The organism is Micromonospora sp. NPDC050200 (assembly GCF_040656135.1).
Classification (GTDB): Bacteria; Actinomycetota; Actinomycetes; order Mycobacteriales; family Micromonosporaceae; genus Micromonospora.
In genome coordinates this window covers 1-14,896 of the sequence record NZ_JBFALG010000018.1, presented here as the reverse complement: position 1 = coordinate 14,896, position 14,896 = coordinate 1, and the positions used below count along the sequence as shown (strand labels likewise).

The following is a 14,896-nucleotide window of genomic DNA, read 5'->3' as shown; positions in this document are numbered from 1 at the left end:
CGGTCAGGGTCACCGGGCGGTGTCGGCGACCGCCTGGGCGAAGACCTCGGAGCGGTGCTCGAAGTTGCGGAACCGCCCGTAGCTGGGCGCGGCCGGCGACAGCAGGACGACCCCGCCGGACGGGGTGAGCTTGCGGGCCAGCCCCACCGCCGCCACCAGGTCCTCGGCGAGTTCGGTACGCACCGCCGGCAGCCCGGCCAGCGCCTCGACGATGCGGGGGCCGCTGTCCGGGATGCCGATCACGGTGATCTCCCGCTCGGCCAGGTGCTCGGCGAGCGGGCTGTAGTCCAGGCCCCGGTCGGTGCCGCCGACGATCACCGTCAACGGCCGCCCCTCGTACGCGTCGATCGCGTGCATCGCCGCGTACGGGCTGGTGGCGAGGGTGTCGTCGACGAAGGTGAGGCCGGACGGGTCGGCGATCTCGGTGAGCCGGTGGGCCAGCCCCTGGAACCCGGCGACCGCGATCGCGAGGGTGTCCTTGCGGGCCACCACGTCCACGCCGAGCGCGTCGAGCACGGCCAGCGCGACGCAGAGATTGGTCTCGTTGTGCCGGCCCACCAGCGGCAGCACGGCGCGCGGGAAGAGCGGCTGGTCGGCCAGGTGGAACCAGGGCGTGCCGTCGGGGCCGGTGGCCACGTTGGCGGTGTCGGGCCGGCCGGCGCGCACGGCGGCCCGGTCGCCCAGTTCGAGGGCGAGCCGGGGGTCGCCGCCGTTGACCACCACGGTGCGCGGGCCGTACGCGAGCAGGTTGAGCTTGTCCCGGTAGTACTCCGCCTCGCCGCCGTGCGCGTCGAGGTGCTCGGGGAAGAGCGCGGTGACCACGGCGACCCGGGGCGAGTCGGCCAGGTCGCTGCACTGGTAGCTGGACAGCTCCAGCACGTACAGGTCGGCCTCGGGCAGGTCGAGGGTGGGCACGCCGATGTTGCCGCCGAAGACGTTCGGCCGGTCGACCGCGGCGAGCAGGTGGCTGATCAGGCTGGACGTGGTGCTCTTGCCCTTGCTGCCGGTGACCCCGACGGTCCGGTCGGCGTGGTCGGCCATCCAGAGCGCGGTGCCCTGGGTGACGGTGGCCCCGCGGCGGCGCAGCTCCACCAGCCACGGGTGGGTCTGCGGCACGCCCGGGGAGCGGACCACGACGTCGGCGGCGGCCAGCCGGTCGAAGCCCTCCGCGCCGGTGACCAGGGGCGCGGCCTCGGCGAGCGGCCCCTCCCAGGGCAGGGTGAGGAAGTTGGCGCTGTCGTCGACGGCGACCAGGTCGGCCGGGCCGTGCGCGGCGATGGCGGTCACGGCGGCCCGGCCCTCGCGGCCGGCCCCCCAGACGGCGACGGTACGTCCGCGCAGGTCAGACAGGCGCACGGGCTCTCTCCTCGGGGGTCTCGACGGCGTTGCACGGGGCACGGTCCGGCGCAGCCGGACACGGCCGGACGAACCAGGGCCTAGTATGGCGTGTGCCCAACGAGCAGCTCCGGCGGATGGACGCCTTCACCTTCCCGTCCTACTCGATCGATCTCGCCACGGGCGAGGCGTTGTTCGACTACGCCCTGACCGGCCCCGACGGCGAGCAGCGGTTCACCGAGGTGATCACGCTGCCGCTGCCCGCGGATCCGCCGTCGGACGCGACCGTGGCCACCCTGGGCCGGGTCCTGGAGCTGCTGCACGTGGTCGCCGGGGTCAGCTACTACAAGGCCGCCGCGCCGCGTCGGCTGGTGCTGCCGGCGCCGCTGGGCGCGGCCGCCGCCGAACTGGTCACCGGCATCTACACCAAGGGCCTGGCCGAGTACGCCTACCGCAACCAGCTGCCGCACGTGCTGGAGCTGCGCCCCGAGGTGCCGGCCGGCACCGTCTCCCCGGCCCGCGGGTACGACGACTCCGACCAGCGTCCGCTCTCGGCTGTCGGCGGCGGAAAGGACTCCATCGTCAGCCTGGAGGCGCTGCGCCGGGCCGGTTTCGACCCGGTGCCGTTCTCGGTCAACCCCAACCACGTGATCGTCTCGGTGAACGAGGCGTCCGGGCTCACCCCCCTCGCCGCCCGCCGGCGGATCGACCCGGTGCTGTTCGACCTCAACGCGGCCGGCGCGCTCAACGGCCACATCCCGGTCACCGCGATCAACTCGCTGATCGCGGTCGCCACCGCCGTGCTGCACGGGCTCGGCCCGGTGGTGATGTCCAACGAGCGCTCCGCGTCCGACCCGAACCTGGTCTGGAACGGTCACGAGATCAACCACCAGTGGTCCAAGGGCGTCGAGGCGGAGGGGCTGCTGCGGGCGGCGCTGGCCGAGCACGCCGGTCTCACCGAGCCGTACTTCTCGCTGCTGCGTTCGCTGTCGGAGCTGCACATCGCCCGGCTCTTCGCCGAGATCGACCGGTACGACGCGGTCGTGACCAGCTGCAACGCCGCGTTCAAGCTACGCGACGCGAGCGAGCGCTGGTGCCGCAACTGCCCCAAGTGCCGGTTCGTCTTCCTGGCCATGGCTCCGTTCATGCCCCGGGAGCGGGTCGTGCGGATCTTCGGCGGCGACCTGCTGGCCGACCCGGCGCAGATCCCCGGGTACCGGGAACTGCTCGGCGTCGACGGGCACAAGCCGTTCGAGTGCGTCGGCGAGGTGGAGGAGTCGGTGGTGGCGCTGAGCCTGCTCGCCGAGCAGGAGCAGTGGCGCGACGCCCCGGTGGTCCGCGCCCTGGTCGACGCGGTCCCGGAGACCGCCTGGTCCGCGGCGGCGACCTCGGACGTCTTCACCCCCGGCGGCCCGAACTTCGTCCCCGCCCCCTACGCCAAGGCCCTCACCGCCCTGACCTGACGTCCCCACCGCCGCGAACCCCAGCGCCCGAACCCCAGCGCCCGTTGATCATGAGGTTGGCGGTGCGATTCGACCGGTTCGCCCCCGCTAACTCCATGATCGACGGGCCGGGCTGGGCTGGCGGGGTGGGTCAGGGGGTGCGGATGGCGTCGAGGGCGAGCAGGGCCACGTGGAGGGAGAGGCAGGCCTCGACCGAGTCCAGGTCGACGTCGAGGATGCGGGCGATGCGGGCCAGCCGCTCGTAGAACGCCGGCCGGGACAAATGCGCCGCGGCGGCCGCCGCCGACTTGTTGCGACCCTGTTCGAGGTACGCCCGGAGCGTGCCGAGCAGTTGTTCCCGGGGGTGCTGGGCGTCGTGGGCGAGCAACGCGCCGAGTTCCCGCTCGACGAAGGTCTGCACCCGGGGCTCGTCGCGCAGCAGGTGCAGCAGCCCGGCGAGCCCGACGTGCGGCAGCCGGAAGATGGGCAGGTCACGGCGATCCCGCCGGGCGGCGTCGGCGATCTGCCGGGCCTCGATCAGCGAGCGTCGCGCCTCCCGCAGGCTGCCCACCCCGGATCCGGCGGCGACGATCACCGCGTCCGGCAGAATGCCCGCGACCACCGGCCGGAAGCCAGCCTCCGCCCGGCCCGGGGCCACCCCGACGGGTCCGGTCTCCACCTGGCCCGGAACAGACCGACCCGAGCCGACCTCCGCACCACCCGGAACCGACCGACCTGAGCCCGCCTCCGCATGACCCGGGACCAGCCGGCCCGGGCCCACCTCCACGCGACCCGGAACCGGGCGGGCCGGGGCTGCCTCAGCGCGACCCGGGCGGGCCGGGGTGCTGTCGAGCCGGATCCGGCGCAGGGCGGTGGCGAACGCGGTCAGCGCGCGTTCCTCCGCGGCCCCGTCCGGCAGGGCGAGCAGCGCGCCCACCGCCTGGTCGTCGACGGCGCTGGTCAGTGCGGTCAGCTTCGCCTCCCGCAGCGCCTGCCCCACCGCCTCGGCGAGATCCCGCAGCCGCCCCGGGCCGGCCTCCGGGGCCGCCTCGGCCGACAGGCCGCTCTCCCCCGGCACGCCGACCTCGGCGGCGGGGTCGTCGAGGCGGTGCCGGACCACCACCCCGACCAAGTGACGGCGTTCGAGCGTGACGCCGAGCGCCCGCGCGCGCAGCGCGACCTCGTCGACCGGGCGGGAGTGGTCGAGCAGGGCGGTCAGCAGCGTCCGGTGGATCTGCCGTTCCAGGCCCTCGGCGTCGCGCCGGATCAGCCGGCCCAGCGCCAGGGTGGAAGCGGCCCGCTCCACCAGGATCGTCAGCCGGGTGGGCGGGGTGCCCGCCGGACGGCCGCCGAGGGTGCCGCCGGCGGCCAGGTCGCCCCCGCCGGGCCAGCGCAGCAGCAGCCGTCCCCAGTCCTGTCCCCGGGCGCCGACGGTGGTCACCAGCCAGCCGCTGTCCGCGTCGTACGCGGTCCGCCCGGCGGGGCGGATCCGGCGGGAGTGCTGCTCCCAGCCGTCCAGCAGCAGCTCGGCGCTCTCCCCCGCCGGGTCGTACGCGAGGACCTGCCGGGACAGGTTCTCCAGCACCACCGGGCAGCCGGCCAGCTCGGCGGCCTGCCGCACCACCTCGGCCGGGCCGGCGTCCTCGACCGACAGTTCGGTGAAGCGCTGGTGGATCTCCTCGGTGGCGCGCAGCTCGGTGAGCTGGGCGTCGACGATCAGCGCGTGCACCGCCTCGGTGATCCGGACGAACGGGGTGGCCCGGCGCAGCTCGACCAGGGGCAGGCCGCGTCGCTCGGCGGCGGCCGCCATCACCCGCGGCACCCCGCTGAGGTACCGGCGGCCCAACTCGACCACCAGACCGGAGACACCGACGCCGGCCAGGTCGCAGATGAAGGCGCGCAGGCCCGCGTCGTCGGCGGGCAGCCCGATGCCGGTGGTGAGCACCAGCTCACCGCCGCCGAGCAGGGTGGCGATGTCGGGCACCTCGGCGACGTGCACCCAGCGGACCGGCCGGTCCAGGCCGGCATCCCCGGCGACCAGGCGCGGCGCGCCGTGGCGGACCGGGTCCAGCGCCAGCACCTCACGCACGGTAGGGAACACGGCGACACGCTACCGTCCGTGACTCCGAAGTTCGACACGCCGGCTACTCGGGCGGCCCCCACCGGGTCGACCGGGCGGCGCTCACCAGCTCGCCGTCCAGCCGTACCAGCCGCCACCGAGGGACCTGAAGGTGGGTGACTCGAAGGAACCGTTGCCGAGCGACGAGGTGGGACCGCCCGGCAGGTAGGCGAAGCCGGCATCGTCGAAGAACGCGCCGTGCTCCTCGTAGAAGACGACCCCGCCGGGCACCAGGCAGGCGCTTCTGATGCCGTAGCCACCCACCCGGGCAGGCACCTCCACCCGGTCGAATCTCGTCGCCGGGGTGGATCGCGGCAGGCCGGCGACGACCGTCTCGAACGCCTCCCGGTTCAGCGCCCAGCGCACCCGCACCGGCACCCCGATGACCAGCAGCGCCAGCACGACGACCGCCATGAACGGCGCCACCGGCAGCCACCACGGCCAGGTCCGGCCGGCCACGTGCGACGCCTGCGCCCCGACGACCCAGAGCAGGGCCGCCCCGCCGAACACGGGGGCGGCGGTCATCGCGAGCAGCACCGAGAAACCGGGAACGCTGAACGCCCACAGCAGGATCGCGGCCCCGCCGACGGCGACCCCGTGGGCGCTCCAGACCACGCCGCGACCAGCCAGCACCGGATGCACGCCGGCGACCTTACCGACTCCGGCGCCCGCCGTGGGGGTCAGAGCGGGTCGTCGCGGCCCAGCTCCCAGCAGGCCACCGCCGTGGCGGCGGCCACGTTGAGCGAGTCGACGCCGCGACGCATCGGGATGACCACCCGGGCGTCGCTGGCGTCCATCGCGGCCCGGGTCAGCCCGGCGCCCTCCGCGCCGAGCAGCAGCGCCGCGCGGGCCCGCTGGGCGGCGTCGAGGTGCTGGATGGGCACCGCGTCGGGGGCCGGGGTCATCGCCAGCACGGTGAAACCGGCCGCCCGCACCTCGGCGAGCGCGTCCGGCCAGGGCTCCAGCTTCGCGTACGGGACGGCGAAGACCTCGCCCATGCTGACCCGTACGCTGCGCCGGTAGAGCGGATCGGCGCAGGTCGGGGAGAGCAGCACCGCATCCACCCCGAGCCCCGCCACCGCCCTGAAAATGGCGCCCAGATTCGTATGGTTGTTGACGTCCTCCAGGATCACCACCCGGCGGGCGGCGGCCAGCACCTCGGCGGCGGCCGGCAGCGGCTTGCGGCGGAACGAGGCGAGCACACCCCGGTGCACGTGGAAGCCGGTTGCCCGCTGGAGCACGTCCGGGGTGGCGGCGTAGACCGGCGCGTCGCCGGTGTCGAGGTCGGCGAGCTGGTCGACCCGCTTGGCGTCGACCAGGTACGACCGGGCGGGATAGCCGGCGCGCAGCGCCCGCCGCAGCACCAGCTCCCCCTCGGCGATGAAGAGCCCATGCGGGGGCTCCCAGCGGGTACGCAGCTCGACGTCGGTCAGCGCGCGGTAGTCGGCGATCCGGTCGTCGTCGGGGTCGGTGATCTGGTGGACGGGCACCCGTCGATTCTGCCGGGTGCCCGTGACGCAGCGTCCGGGGCGGGTCGGCGGGGCGACCCGGGCCACGCTCACCCCGCCGGGCGCGGGTAGCGCAGCAGCACCGTCCGGCCGTCGAAGACGCGCGACCCGGCCAGCCGCAGATCCAGGCGCTCCGGGCCGTCGGGGCAGACCGGCCGGCCGCCGCCGAGCACGACCGGAACTGTTTCTTGCCCGCGCCGGCTAGCGTGCCGGGGCATGGCCCGTCCCGTGATCATCGCGCTGCTCGGGGTCGACGGCTCCGGCAAGTCGACGCAGGCCCGGGCGCTGGCCCGGCGGCTGTCCGAGCGGGGCGTCCGGGCCACGTACTTCGAGAACGCCGGCGGCCGGCCGCTGTGGAACGCGCTCGCCCACCGGCTCGGGCGGCGCGACGGCGTACACCTGTTCGGCCGGCGCCGCTATGCGGCGCTGGAGGCGGCGGTGCGCTGGCTGGCCCTCGCGCGGGCGGTGGCCGGGGTCCGGCTGACCGGGCGGGTCGGCGTGATGGACCGCTGGACCTGGTGCCAGTACGTGATCATGCGGGCCCGCGGCGCCCGGGGGGTACGGCTGGTCCGGGCCGTGTACGCGCTCTTCCCCCGGCCCGACCTGGTCTGCTTCCTGGCGGTGTCGCCCGCGCTGGCGCAGCTGCGGGTGCGCGAGCGGGGCATCGACACCGAGGAGCTGGGCCACCTGACCGCGCTGGACGCCGCCTACCGGGCGCTGCCCGAGTTCGCCGGCTTCGTGGTACTCGACGGGAACGCCGACCGGGAGGCGGTCGCCGCGGACCTGGACCGGGTGATCCGTCCCTTGGTCGGCCGGTAAACCGTCGGACCGGGCGCGGCCCGACCTGGCGGTGGTGCCCGAACGGCAGCGCCGGGGCGTCGGGGCGGCCATCCTGCGCCGCCTGGAGGAGTGGATCGCCGGTCATGCCTCGCCGGGGGCATTCGTGGGGCTCTTCGCCGCCGGTGAGTCGGTCGCCCTCTACCGCCGCTTCGGCTACGCCGTTCACGACGACATGACCGGCATGTTCCGCGTCGGCCCGCACCTCCCGACTCCATGAATCTTGGACAGTTACCGTGCCGAGGGAACGGTAACTGTCCAAGATCTCAGGCCGACGGGTCAGCCGCGGCGGTTCTGGAGCCACCGGAGGAGGTCGGGCGGGAGGCCCTGGTCCTGCTGCTGCGGGGGCTCGGTCGGTCGCAGCGACGGCCGGGGCGGCTCGGGGCGCTGCGGGTCGCCGGCCAGCTCGCGGCTCGGCGCGGTGAAGTCGCGGACCGGCTGGCCGTCGACCGCGGCCCGGATGGTGCGGGCGACCGCGTCGATCACCTTGGTCTGCACGGCGGCGCCGACGGCGTCGCTCGGGTCGTCCGGGTTGGCGGCGATCCCGGCGACCGCCACCTGCGGGGTGAACCCGACGAAGGTCTCGGTGGCGTTCTTCTCCGAACTGCCGGTCTTGCCGGCGACCGGGCGGCCCACGATCCGGTCCACCCCGCTGGCCGTGCCGCCGTTGCACTGGCCGTACGCGGACTGCTGGCCGACCGGGCAGCGCGCCGCGTCGGTCGCGGCCCGGGCCACGTCGGCCTCCAGCACCCGCTTGCAGGCCGGCTGGCCGACCGGCACCTTCGTGCCGTCCGGCGCGGTCACCGACACCACTGGCGTCGGGGTGCAGTACGTCCCCTCGGCGGCCACGGTGGCGTACGCGTTGGCCAGGTCGAGCGGGGTGGTGGCGGCCACGCCGAGGGTGAACGCGCCCCAGTTGGCGGCGTCGTTCTCGGCAAAGGCGGCGTCGGCCTCGGCGCGGAAGGTGATCCCCAGGCGCTGCGCCATCTCCACCACCTTGTCCTCGCCGACCTGCTCCGCCAGCCAGACGAAGTAGGTGTTCACGGAGCGGCCGAAGCCGTCCCACATCATCCGGTAGCCGTCCATCCGCTCCGGGTTGGCGTTGGCCGGGCACCACCGGCCGTCGCAGCTGCCCTCGCCCTCCGCGGCGTACCGGGTGGGCAGGCGGCTGGGGGCGTCGAAACCGGTGGCGAGGGGCTTGCCGGCCTCCAGCGCGGCGAGCATGGTGAACAGCTTGAAGGTCGAGCCGGCCTGGTAGCCCTCGACGCTGCCGCCGCCGGAGATCAGCGGGTTGACGGTCTGCTTGCCCGTTACGCCGTACTGCCGGTTGACCGCCATCGCCAGCACCCGGCCGGTGCCCGGCTCGACCGCCGCGATCGGCAGCGCGCGCTTGTCGTCGTCGGCGTAGACCTTGCGGGCCTGGCTGACGGCGGTGGCCTGCACGTCGGGGTCGAGCGAGGTGACCACCTGGTAGCCGCCCCGGCGCAGGGCCTGCTCCCGCTCCTCGGCGGTGGCACCGAAGGCGGGCTGCTCCAGCCACCAGCGGCGCAGGTAGTCGCAGAAGAAGCCGGCGTCGTCGGTCTGGGTGGCCACGCAGCCGTTGGGCTGGGCGGTGGGGTGCAGCGTCAGCTTCTCGGCCCGCGCCCGCGCGGCCTCGGCCTCGGTGATCGCGCCGGTGTCGACCATCGCGCCGAGCACGTACCCGCGCCGGTTCAGCGCCGCGTCCTTGTCACCGTCGATCGGGCTGTACTCGTCCGGGGACTGGACCAGTCCGGCGAGCAGGGCAGCCTCGCCGAGGGTCAGGTCGGCCGGCGCCTTGCCGAAGTAGCGCTGGCTGGCCGCCGCGACGCCGTACGCCCCGGAGCCGAAGTACGCGATGTTCAGGTAGCGGTTGAGGATTTCGTCCTTGCTGAGCGAGTCCTCCAGCGCGGTGGCGTACCGGATCTCCTGGAGCTTGCGCCCGACGGTCTGCTCGGTGGCCGCCTGCCGCTCCTCGGCGGTGCGGCTCGGGTCGGTCTTGAGCACGTTGCGGACGTACTGCATGGTCAGCGTCGAGCCGCCCTGCGCCGAACCGCCGGTCACGTTGGCGACCAGGGCGCGGGCCAGGCCGCGCAGGTCGGCGCCGCCGTGCGCGTAGAAGCGGCGGTCCTCGGCGGCCACGATCGCCTGCCGCATCACCGGGGCGATCTCGGCCAGCGGCACGTCCGTGCGGTTGACGTCGTAGAACGTGGTGAGGAGCGTCCTGCCGTCGTTGGCGTAGAGGTAGGAACGCTGCGGGGTGACCGGCGTGCGCAGCGCCGCCGGCAGCTCGTCGTACGCCCCGAGGGCCACCTTGGTGGCGACCCCGGCGAGCAGGTTGCCCGGCAGCGCGGCGACCGCGAGGACAAGGCCGGCCAACAGGCCGGCGAGCAGCACGGTGAAGAGCCGCGACAGCGGCGACCGGGGTCGGGGCATGCTGTCCAGGATTGCCACGGATGCGGGCGGCGGCCCACCCCGGCACGCGATTGTCAGCTAACTCACGGTGACCTGCCAGCCGTCTCTCCGTCCCACGCCCCTGCCGTCCCCTCCCTGCCCGTCACTCCCTCTCCTCCCCTTTCCGCCCCCGCGCCACCTCCCGGGATCGATCAAGAGGTTTGCGTCATCCGGAGGCCGTCTCCCGACACAAACCTCTTGATCAACTCGGCGAAGGCCGGGGTGGGACCGGGGTCAGGCGGCGGAGAGGGGGCCCTGGGGGCCGCCGCCGGTCGGGGTGGCGACGCTGGCGGTGGCGGCGTCGCGGGCGATCGCGGCAGGAACCAGCCGGCCGGCACGGTAGCCGATGCCGATCCCCGAGATCAGTACGAAGATGGCGCCGAAGGTCTGCAGCGAGCCGACCAGGGCGCCGCCGAGACCGAGCAGCGGCGCGGCGATCATGAGCATCACGCCGTCGCCCATGGAGAACATCCCGGAGCGGGCCACCGACCATCCGGTGAACAGCCAGCCGACGCTGTAGAAGGTCGAGCCGACCAGGACGAGCATCCGGGCGGTGGTGCCGAAGACCGGGGTCTGTTCGGCCAGCCCGGCGAAGGGCAGCATCAGCACGGTGCCGGCGATGCTGACCAGCAGCCCGGCGACGGCCACCCGGCGGCTACGGGTGGCGGCGAGCAGCCCGGTCAACGCCAGCAGGGCGAGCAGGCCCAGCCAGACCGCGGCCACCCAGCCCACCAGGTAGAGCGGCCGGCCGTCGGCCGGGTACGGGTCGTTGCCCACCCCGCCGTCGCTGGCCATCGCCACCACGCCGTAGAGGACCGCGTACGCGGGGAGCAGCCAGACCGCCGCGCGGGCGAAGCGCCGCAGCGACCAGGCCCAGCTGGCGTTGGTCGCCGGCGCCGCGGGCGCCGGGTCGCCGACGAAGGGCAGCACGCCGAACCCTCCGCCGGTACGGCGGGTGCCCAGCGGGCCGGCGGGATCGTGCGCGCCTGGGACGGGGGTGCTGGAGAAGAGCCGCTGCGCCGGATCCTTCATGCGTCACCTCGCTCGCTCCGACGGGCGGCGCGGGACGCATCCGGCGCCCCGGCTCCTGGCCACCACCCGTCCGTCAGACCGATCGTGGCAGGCGCCGGGACGCCGCATGAGTGTTTCTCGCATTTGCCGTCCGGCTCCGGACGGCCACCGGATCAGCCGCGTGCGCGCTGGTCCGACGGGTCGTTGACCAGGCTCTCCGGGGAGACCGGCTCCGGGGCCGGCAGCCCCTGCGGGCCCTTGCCGCCGGTGACCTGTGCCTCGGCGACGCGTACCTCGTCGTGGATCTGCTGAGCCGCCGCGGCTGCGGCCTGCGCCGCCTCCGCGGCCTCGCGCTCCACCTCGCTGGCGCGGTCGGCCGCCTCCGGCGCCGGCTCGTCGCCGACCATCCGGCTCAGCCCGCCGAGCGCGCCGCCCATCCCCTCCAGCGCCTTGGTCAGCTCGGCCGGCACGATCCAGACCTTGTTCGCGGTGCCGTTGGCGATCTGCGGCAGGGCCTGGAGGTACTGGTAGGCGAGCACCTTCTGGCTCGGGTTGGCCTGGTGGATCGCGTCGAACACGGTCCGGATCGCCTTCGCCTGACCCTCGGCCTGGAGGATCCGGGCCTGCCGGTCACCGTCGGCGCGCAGCACGGCGGACTGCTTCTCGCCCTCGGCGGTGAGGATCTGCGACTGCTTGTGCCCCTCGGCGGTGAGGATCGCCGCGCGACGGTCCCGCTCGGCGCGCATCTGCTTCTCCATCGAGTCCCGGATGCTCGCCGGCGGCTCGATCGCCTTGATCTCGACCCGGGTGACCTTGATGCCCCACCGGCCGGTGGTCTCGTCCAGCACCCCCGACAGGTGCCGGTTGATCTCCTCGCGGCTGGTCAGCGCTCGCTCCAGGTCGAGCGAACCGATCACGTTACGCAGCGTGGTGACGGTGAGCTGCTCGATGGCCTGGAGGAAGTTCGAGATCTCGTAGGTGGCCCGGACCGCGTCGACCACCTTGAAGTAGAGGACCGTGTCGATCGACACGACCAGGTTGTCCGAGGTGATCACCGGCTGCGGCGGGAAACTGACCACCTGCTCACGCATGTCGACCTTGGTGCGCACCGCGTCGACGAACGGGACCAGCAGGTTCAGGCCCGGATTCAAGGTGCGCTTGTACTTTCCGAGCCGCTCCACCACGTCCTGACGCTGCTGCGGCACGATGCGTACCGCCTTGGCCAGCGTCACCACGACGATCAGCGCCACGGCCACCAACAGGACCGCTGCAAACTCCATACCGCTCACCTTTTCGCTTCCGGCAACTCGCCGGGGGAGGAAATGTCGTCCTGCCACACCAGGGCGGTGGCGCCCCGGATCTTTATCACCTGCACCCGCTCACCGGGCTCGAACGACTGCGTCGCGTCGTACGCCCGCGCGCTCCACAACTCACCGTCGATCTTGACCAGACCGCGCCCGTCGTCGACCCGCTCCAGCACCAGGGCGTTGGCGCCCTCCAGCGCCTCCACCCCGAAGGCCTGCTCGCCGGTCTCCAGCGCGCTGCGCCCGTGCCGCTGGATGACCGGCCGGACGACCGCCACCGAGAGCACCGACACCACGGCGAACACCAGCGCCTGCACCGCGACCGGGGCGCCCAGCGCGGCGGCCCCGGCGGCGGCGAACGCGCCGGCGGCGAACATGATCAGGAAGAACGTCGTCGTGAAGATCTCGGCGACGCCCAGCAGCACACCCAGCACGATCCACACCACGGCGTCCACCACTCGATGGTGACACGTGTACGCACGCACTGACGAACCCCATGATCAGTAAGCTCACGGGGAACGCCGCGACCGATCGAGGAGAACGCCGTGCCCCTGCTGCCCGAGACCGTCCGCCGGGTCGACGCGCTGGTCGCCCAGGCACAGTCCACCGGCCGCGCGCCGTCGTTGGCGCTGGGCGTCGTCCGCGACGGGACGCTCGCCCACCTCGCCGCCGCCGGGGACCACCCGCACCCCGACGTCGACCTGCAGTACCGGCTCGGCTCGATCAGCAAGACCATGACGGCCACGCTGGTCATGCAGCAACGCGACGCCGGCCGGCTCGCCCTGGACGACCCGCTGGAGCGGCACCTGCCCGGCACGCCGGTCGGCGCGCTCACCCTGCGCCAACTCCTCGGGCACGCCGGGGGGCTGCAACGGGAACCGGACGGGCAGTGGTGGGAGCGGACCGAGGGCAGCGACCTGGCGGCGCTGGTCGCCGGGCTGACCCCGGCGAAGATCGCGTACCCGCCGCACCGGTCGTACCACTACTCCAACCTCGCCTACGGGCTGCTCGGCGGGGCGCTGGAGCGGATCACCGGCACCCCCTGGGCGGAGCTGATGCGGGAGCGGATCCTGACGCCGCTCGGCATGCACCGCACCACCTATCAGGCCACCGAGCCGTACGCCCGGGGCTACGTGGTGCACCCCTGGCACGACACGCTGCGGGAGGAGCCGCGTACCGACACCGGGGCGATGGCGCCGGCCGGACAGCTCTGGTCCACCGTGTCGGACCTGGGCCGCTGGGCGGCGTTCCTCGCCGACCCCGAGCCGGCCGTGCTCGCGCCGGAGACGCTGACCGAGATGTGCGCGCCCGTGGTGATCAGCGACCTGGACTCGTGGACCGGCGGGCACGGCCTCGGGGTGGAGCTCTACCGGGTCGGCGACCGGGTCTACGTGGGTCACGGCGGCTCGATGCCCGGGTACGTCGCCGCGCTGGCCGTGCACCGGCCGAGCCGTACCGCGGTGGTCGGCTACGCCAACTCGTACGGCCTGCGCTCCGGTCACCTCGGCGGGCTCGCCCGGCAACTGCTCACCCTGGTGCTCGACGCCGAGCCGGCGCCGGTGACGCCGTGGCGTCCGGCCGCCGAGCCGCCGGCCGAGGAGCTGGCCGAGCTGACCGGCCGCTGGTGGTGGATGGGCGTCGAGTACGAGTTCCGCGCCGACGAGGCCGGCGGGTTGTGGGCCGGCCGGGTCGGCGAGCCGGTGCTCCGGTTCACCCCCGAGGGCCGGGACCGCTGGCGGGGCCGGACCGGCGCCCAGGACGGCGAGATCCTCACCGTCCTCCGCGATCAGGTCGGCCGGGCGGTCGCCCTCGACCTCGCCACCTTCGTCTTCACCCGTACCCCCGACCAGGAGCCCTGACCCACCTCTGGCACGGGCGCCGGCGAGGTGGGCGGCTGGGCCGGCTCCGGGGCGACCGGGCGGCCTCCGCGACCGTGCGCGCCCACCGCCGCAACGACGGACTCAGCCGGGCTCGGTGACGAAGTCGATCAGGCGTTCCATCGCGTTGATCAGCGGCGTCTCCACGTCGGCGAAGCTGTCGACGCGGGACAGGATGTGCCGCCACATGCCCGCCGGCTCGGCCACCCCGAGCGCCGCACAGACGCCTTCCTTCCAGGGCCGGCCCGGCGGCACCACCGGCCACGCCGGGATGCCCAGCGCCGCCGGCTTCACGGCCTGCCAGACGTCGACGTACGGGTGGCCGGTGACCAGCACGTGCGGCGAGGTCACCATCGCCACGATCCGGCTCTCCTTGGAGCCGGGCACCAGGTGGTCGACCAGCACCCCGAGCCGCCGGGTCGGGCCCGGAGCGAAGGCACGCACCTCGGCGTCCAGGGCGTCGATGCCGTCCAGGGGCTCGACCACCACGCCCTCGATCCGCAGGTCGTCACCCCAGATCCGCTCCACCAGCGCGGCGTCGTGCACGCCCTCCACCCAGATCCGGCTGGCCTTGGCCACCTGCGCCCGGACGTTGTCGACCGCGATCGAACCGGAGGCGGTCCGCCGGCGGGCCACCGGCACCGGGGCTCGGGTCGGGCGGCGCAGCGTCACCGGCCGGCCGTCGAGCAGGAACGCCGCCGGCAGCAGCGGGAAGTTGCGCCGCCGGCCGTGCCGGTCCTCCAACACCACCGCACCGGACTCGAAACCGACCACCGCGCCACAGAAGCCGGAGTCGGCGTCCTCGACCACCAGGTCCGGCTCGGCGTCGACCTCCGGTGTCACCTTCCGCCGCCGCCAGTCCCCCGTCAGCACGTCCTCGCCGTATCGCCGCGCCATGTCGATCACGCTAACCGCCGGCCCGGCGCGCCGCCCGCCGACGCGCCGCCGAGCGCCCCGCGCACGGCTGTGGTCCACATCGTGGTGACGCCGG

General features: G+C 74.2%; 14 protein-coding genes. 4 read left to right on the top strand and 10 right to left on the bottom strand.

From position 1 onward, the window contains the following. Positions 1–9 precede the first annotated feature (9 nt). Positions 10–1,356, bottom strand: a complete 1,347-nt coding sequence (murD, locus tag AB0I41_RS14560) for a UDP-N-acetylmuramoyl-L-alanine--D-glutamate ligase (protein WP_357106596.1) — start codon at positions 1,354–1,356, stop codon at positions 10–12. Positions 1,357–1,448: 92 nt separating this feature from the next. On the opposite strand from murD, the gene AB0I41_RS14555 reads away from it, so the two are divergent. Continuing rightward, complete coding sequence (locus AB0I41_RS14555) at positions 1,449–2,798, top strand: hypothetical protein (protein WP_357106594.1); 1,350 nt, start codon at positions 1,449–1,451, stop codon at positions 2,796–2,798. A gap of 130 nt (positions 2,799–2,928) precedes the next feature. On the opposite strand, the gene AB0I41_RS14550 is transcribed toward AB0I41_RS14555, so the two are convergent. The 4 genes from AB0I41_RS14550 to AB0I41_RS14535 form a co-directional block, all read right to left on the bottom strand. After that, positions 2,929–4,878 (bottom strand): PucR family transcriptional regulator, encoded by a 1,950-nt coding sequence (locus tag AB0I41_RS14550; protein WP_357106592.1) that lies wholly within the window; start codon positions 4,876–4,878, stop codon positions 2,929–2,931. A gap of 81 nt (positions 4,879–4,959) precedes the next feature. Beyond that, on the bottom strand, positions 4,960–5,538 hold the full coding sequence (locus AB0I41_RS14545) for a hypothetical protein (protein WP_357106590.1): 579 nt from the start codon (positions 5,536–5,538) through the stop codon (positions 4,960–4,962). A 38-nt stretch (positions 5,539–5,576) separates the two neighbouring features. After that, positions 5,577–6,458: an RNA methyltransferase gene (locus AB0I41_RS14540; RefSeq protein ID WP_357106588.1), complete on the bottom strand. Its 882-nt coding sequence runs from the start codon at positions 6,456–6,458 to the stop codon at positions 5,577–5,579. After that, complete coding sequence (locus AB0I41_RS14535) at positions 6,455–6,622, bottom strand: hypothetical protein (protein ID WP_357106585.1); 168 nt, start codon at positions 6,620–6,622, stop codon at positions 6,455–6,457. The genes AB0I41_RS14540 and AB0I41_RS14535 overlap by 4 nt, the downstream gene beginning before the upstream one ends. Here AB0I41_RS14535 and AB0I41_RS14530 point away from each other — a divergent pair. Both AB0I41_RS14530 and AB0I41_RS14525 read left to right on the top strand, forming a co-directional pair. Further along, positions 6,621–7,223 (top strand): thymidylate kinase, encoded by a 603-nt coding sequence (locus AB0I41_RS14530; protein WP_357106582.1) that lies wholly within the window; start codon positions 6,621–6,623, stop codon positions 7,221–7,223. The two genes, AB0I41_RS14535 and AB0I41_RS14530, sit on opposite strands and share 2 nt — an antisense overlap. A gap of 34 nt (positions 7,224–7,257) precedes the next feature. Continuing rightward, complete coding sequence (locus tag AB0I41_RS14525; RefSeq protein WP_357106579.1) at positions 7,258–7,461, top strand: GNAT family N-acetyltransferase; 204 nt, start codon at positions 7,258–7,260, stop codon at positions 7,459–7,461. A gap of 59 nt (positions 7,462–7,520) precedes the next feature. Here AB0I41_RS14525 and AB0I41_RS14520 read toward each other — a convergent pair whose 3' ends face one another. The 4 genes from AB0I41_RS14520 to AB0I41_RS14505 form a co-directional block, all read right to left on the bottom strand. Continuing rightward, on the bottom strand, positions 7,521–9,695 hold the full coding sequence (locus AB0I41_RS14520) for a transglycosylase domain-containing protein (protein WP_357106576.1): 2,175 nt from the start codon (positions 9,693–9,695) through the stop codon (positions 7,521–7,523). A 252-nt stretch (positions 9,696–9,947) separates the two neighbouring features. Continuing rightward, positions 9,948–10,745 carry a hypothetical protein gene (locus AB0I41_RS14515; RefSeq protein WP_357106573.1) on the bottom strand — a complete coding sequence of 266 codons (798 nt, stop codon included), beginning with the start codon at positions 10,743–10,745 and terminating at the stop codon, positions 9,948–9,950. 152 nt (positions 10,746–10,897) lie between these two features. Beyond that, positions 10,898–12,004 carry an SPFH domain-containing protein gene (locus AB0I41_RS14510; protein ID WP_357106570.1) on the bottom strand — a complete coding sequence of 369 codons (1,107 nt, stop codon included), beginning with the start codon at positions 12,002–12,004 and terminating at the stop codon, positions 10,898–10,900. A gap of 5 nt (positions 12,005–12,009) precedes the next feature. After that, positions 12,010–12,483 carry an NfeD family protein gene (locus AB0I41_RS14505; protein WP_357106567.1) on the bottom strand — a complete coding sequence of 158 codons (474 nt, stop codon included), beginning with the start codon at positions 12,481–12,483 and terminating at the stop codon, positions 12,010–12,012. A gap of 90 nt (positions 12,484–12,573) precedes the next feature. Between AB0I41_RS14505 and AB0I41_RS14500 the strand changes: the two genes are divergently transcribed. Continuing rightward, complete coding sequence (locus AB0I41_RS14500) at positions 12,574–13,887, top strand: serine hydrolase domain-containing protein (RefSeq protein ID WP_357106564.1); 1,314 nt, start codon at positions 12,574–12,576, stop codon at positions 13,885–13,887. Between the two features lie 102 nt (positions 13,888–13,989). Here AB0I41_RS14500 and AB0I41_RS14495 read toward each other — a convergent pair whose 3' ends face one another. Further along, complete coding sequence (locus AB0I41_RS14495) at positions 13,990–14,802, bottom strand: DUF3097 domain-containing protein (protein ID WP_357106561.1); 813 nt, start codon at positions 14,800–14,802, stop codon at positions 13,990–13,992. Positions 14,803–14,896: the final 94 nt, after the last annotated feature.

Coding starts and splice junctions, on each gene's coding strand:
- AB0I41_RS14530 (WP_357106582.1), top strand. CDS start 6,621: ATGGCCCGTCCCGTGATCATCGCGCTGCTCGGGGTCGACGGCTCCGGC.
- AB0I41_RS14535 (WP_357106585.1), bottom strand. CDS start 6,622: ATGCCCCGGCACGCTAGCCGGCGCGGGCAAGAAACAGTTCCGGTCGTG.
- AB0I41_RS14520 (WP_357106576.1), bottom strand. CDS start 9,695: ATGCCCCGACCCCGGTCGCCGCTGTCGCGGCTCTTCACCGTGCTGCTC.
- AB0I41_RS14515 (WP_357106573.1), bottom strand. CDS start 10,745: ATGAAGGATCCGGCGCAGCGGCTCTTCTCCAGCACCCCCGTCCCAGGC.
- AB0I41_RS14510 (WP_357106570.1), bottom strand. CDS start 12,004: ATGGAGTTTGCAGCGGTCCTGTTGGTGGCCGTGGCGCTGATCGTCGTG.
- AB0I41_RS14495 (WP_357106561.1), bottom strand. CDS start 14,802: ATGGCGCGGCGATACGGCGAGGACGTGCTGACGGGGGACTGGCGGCGG.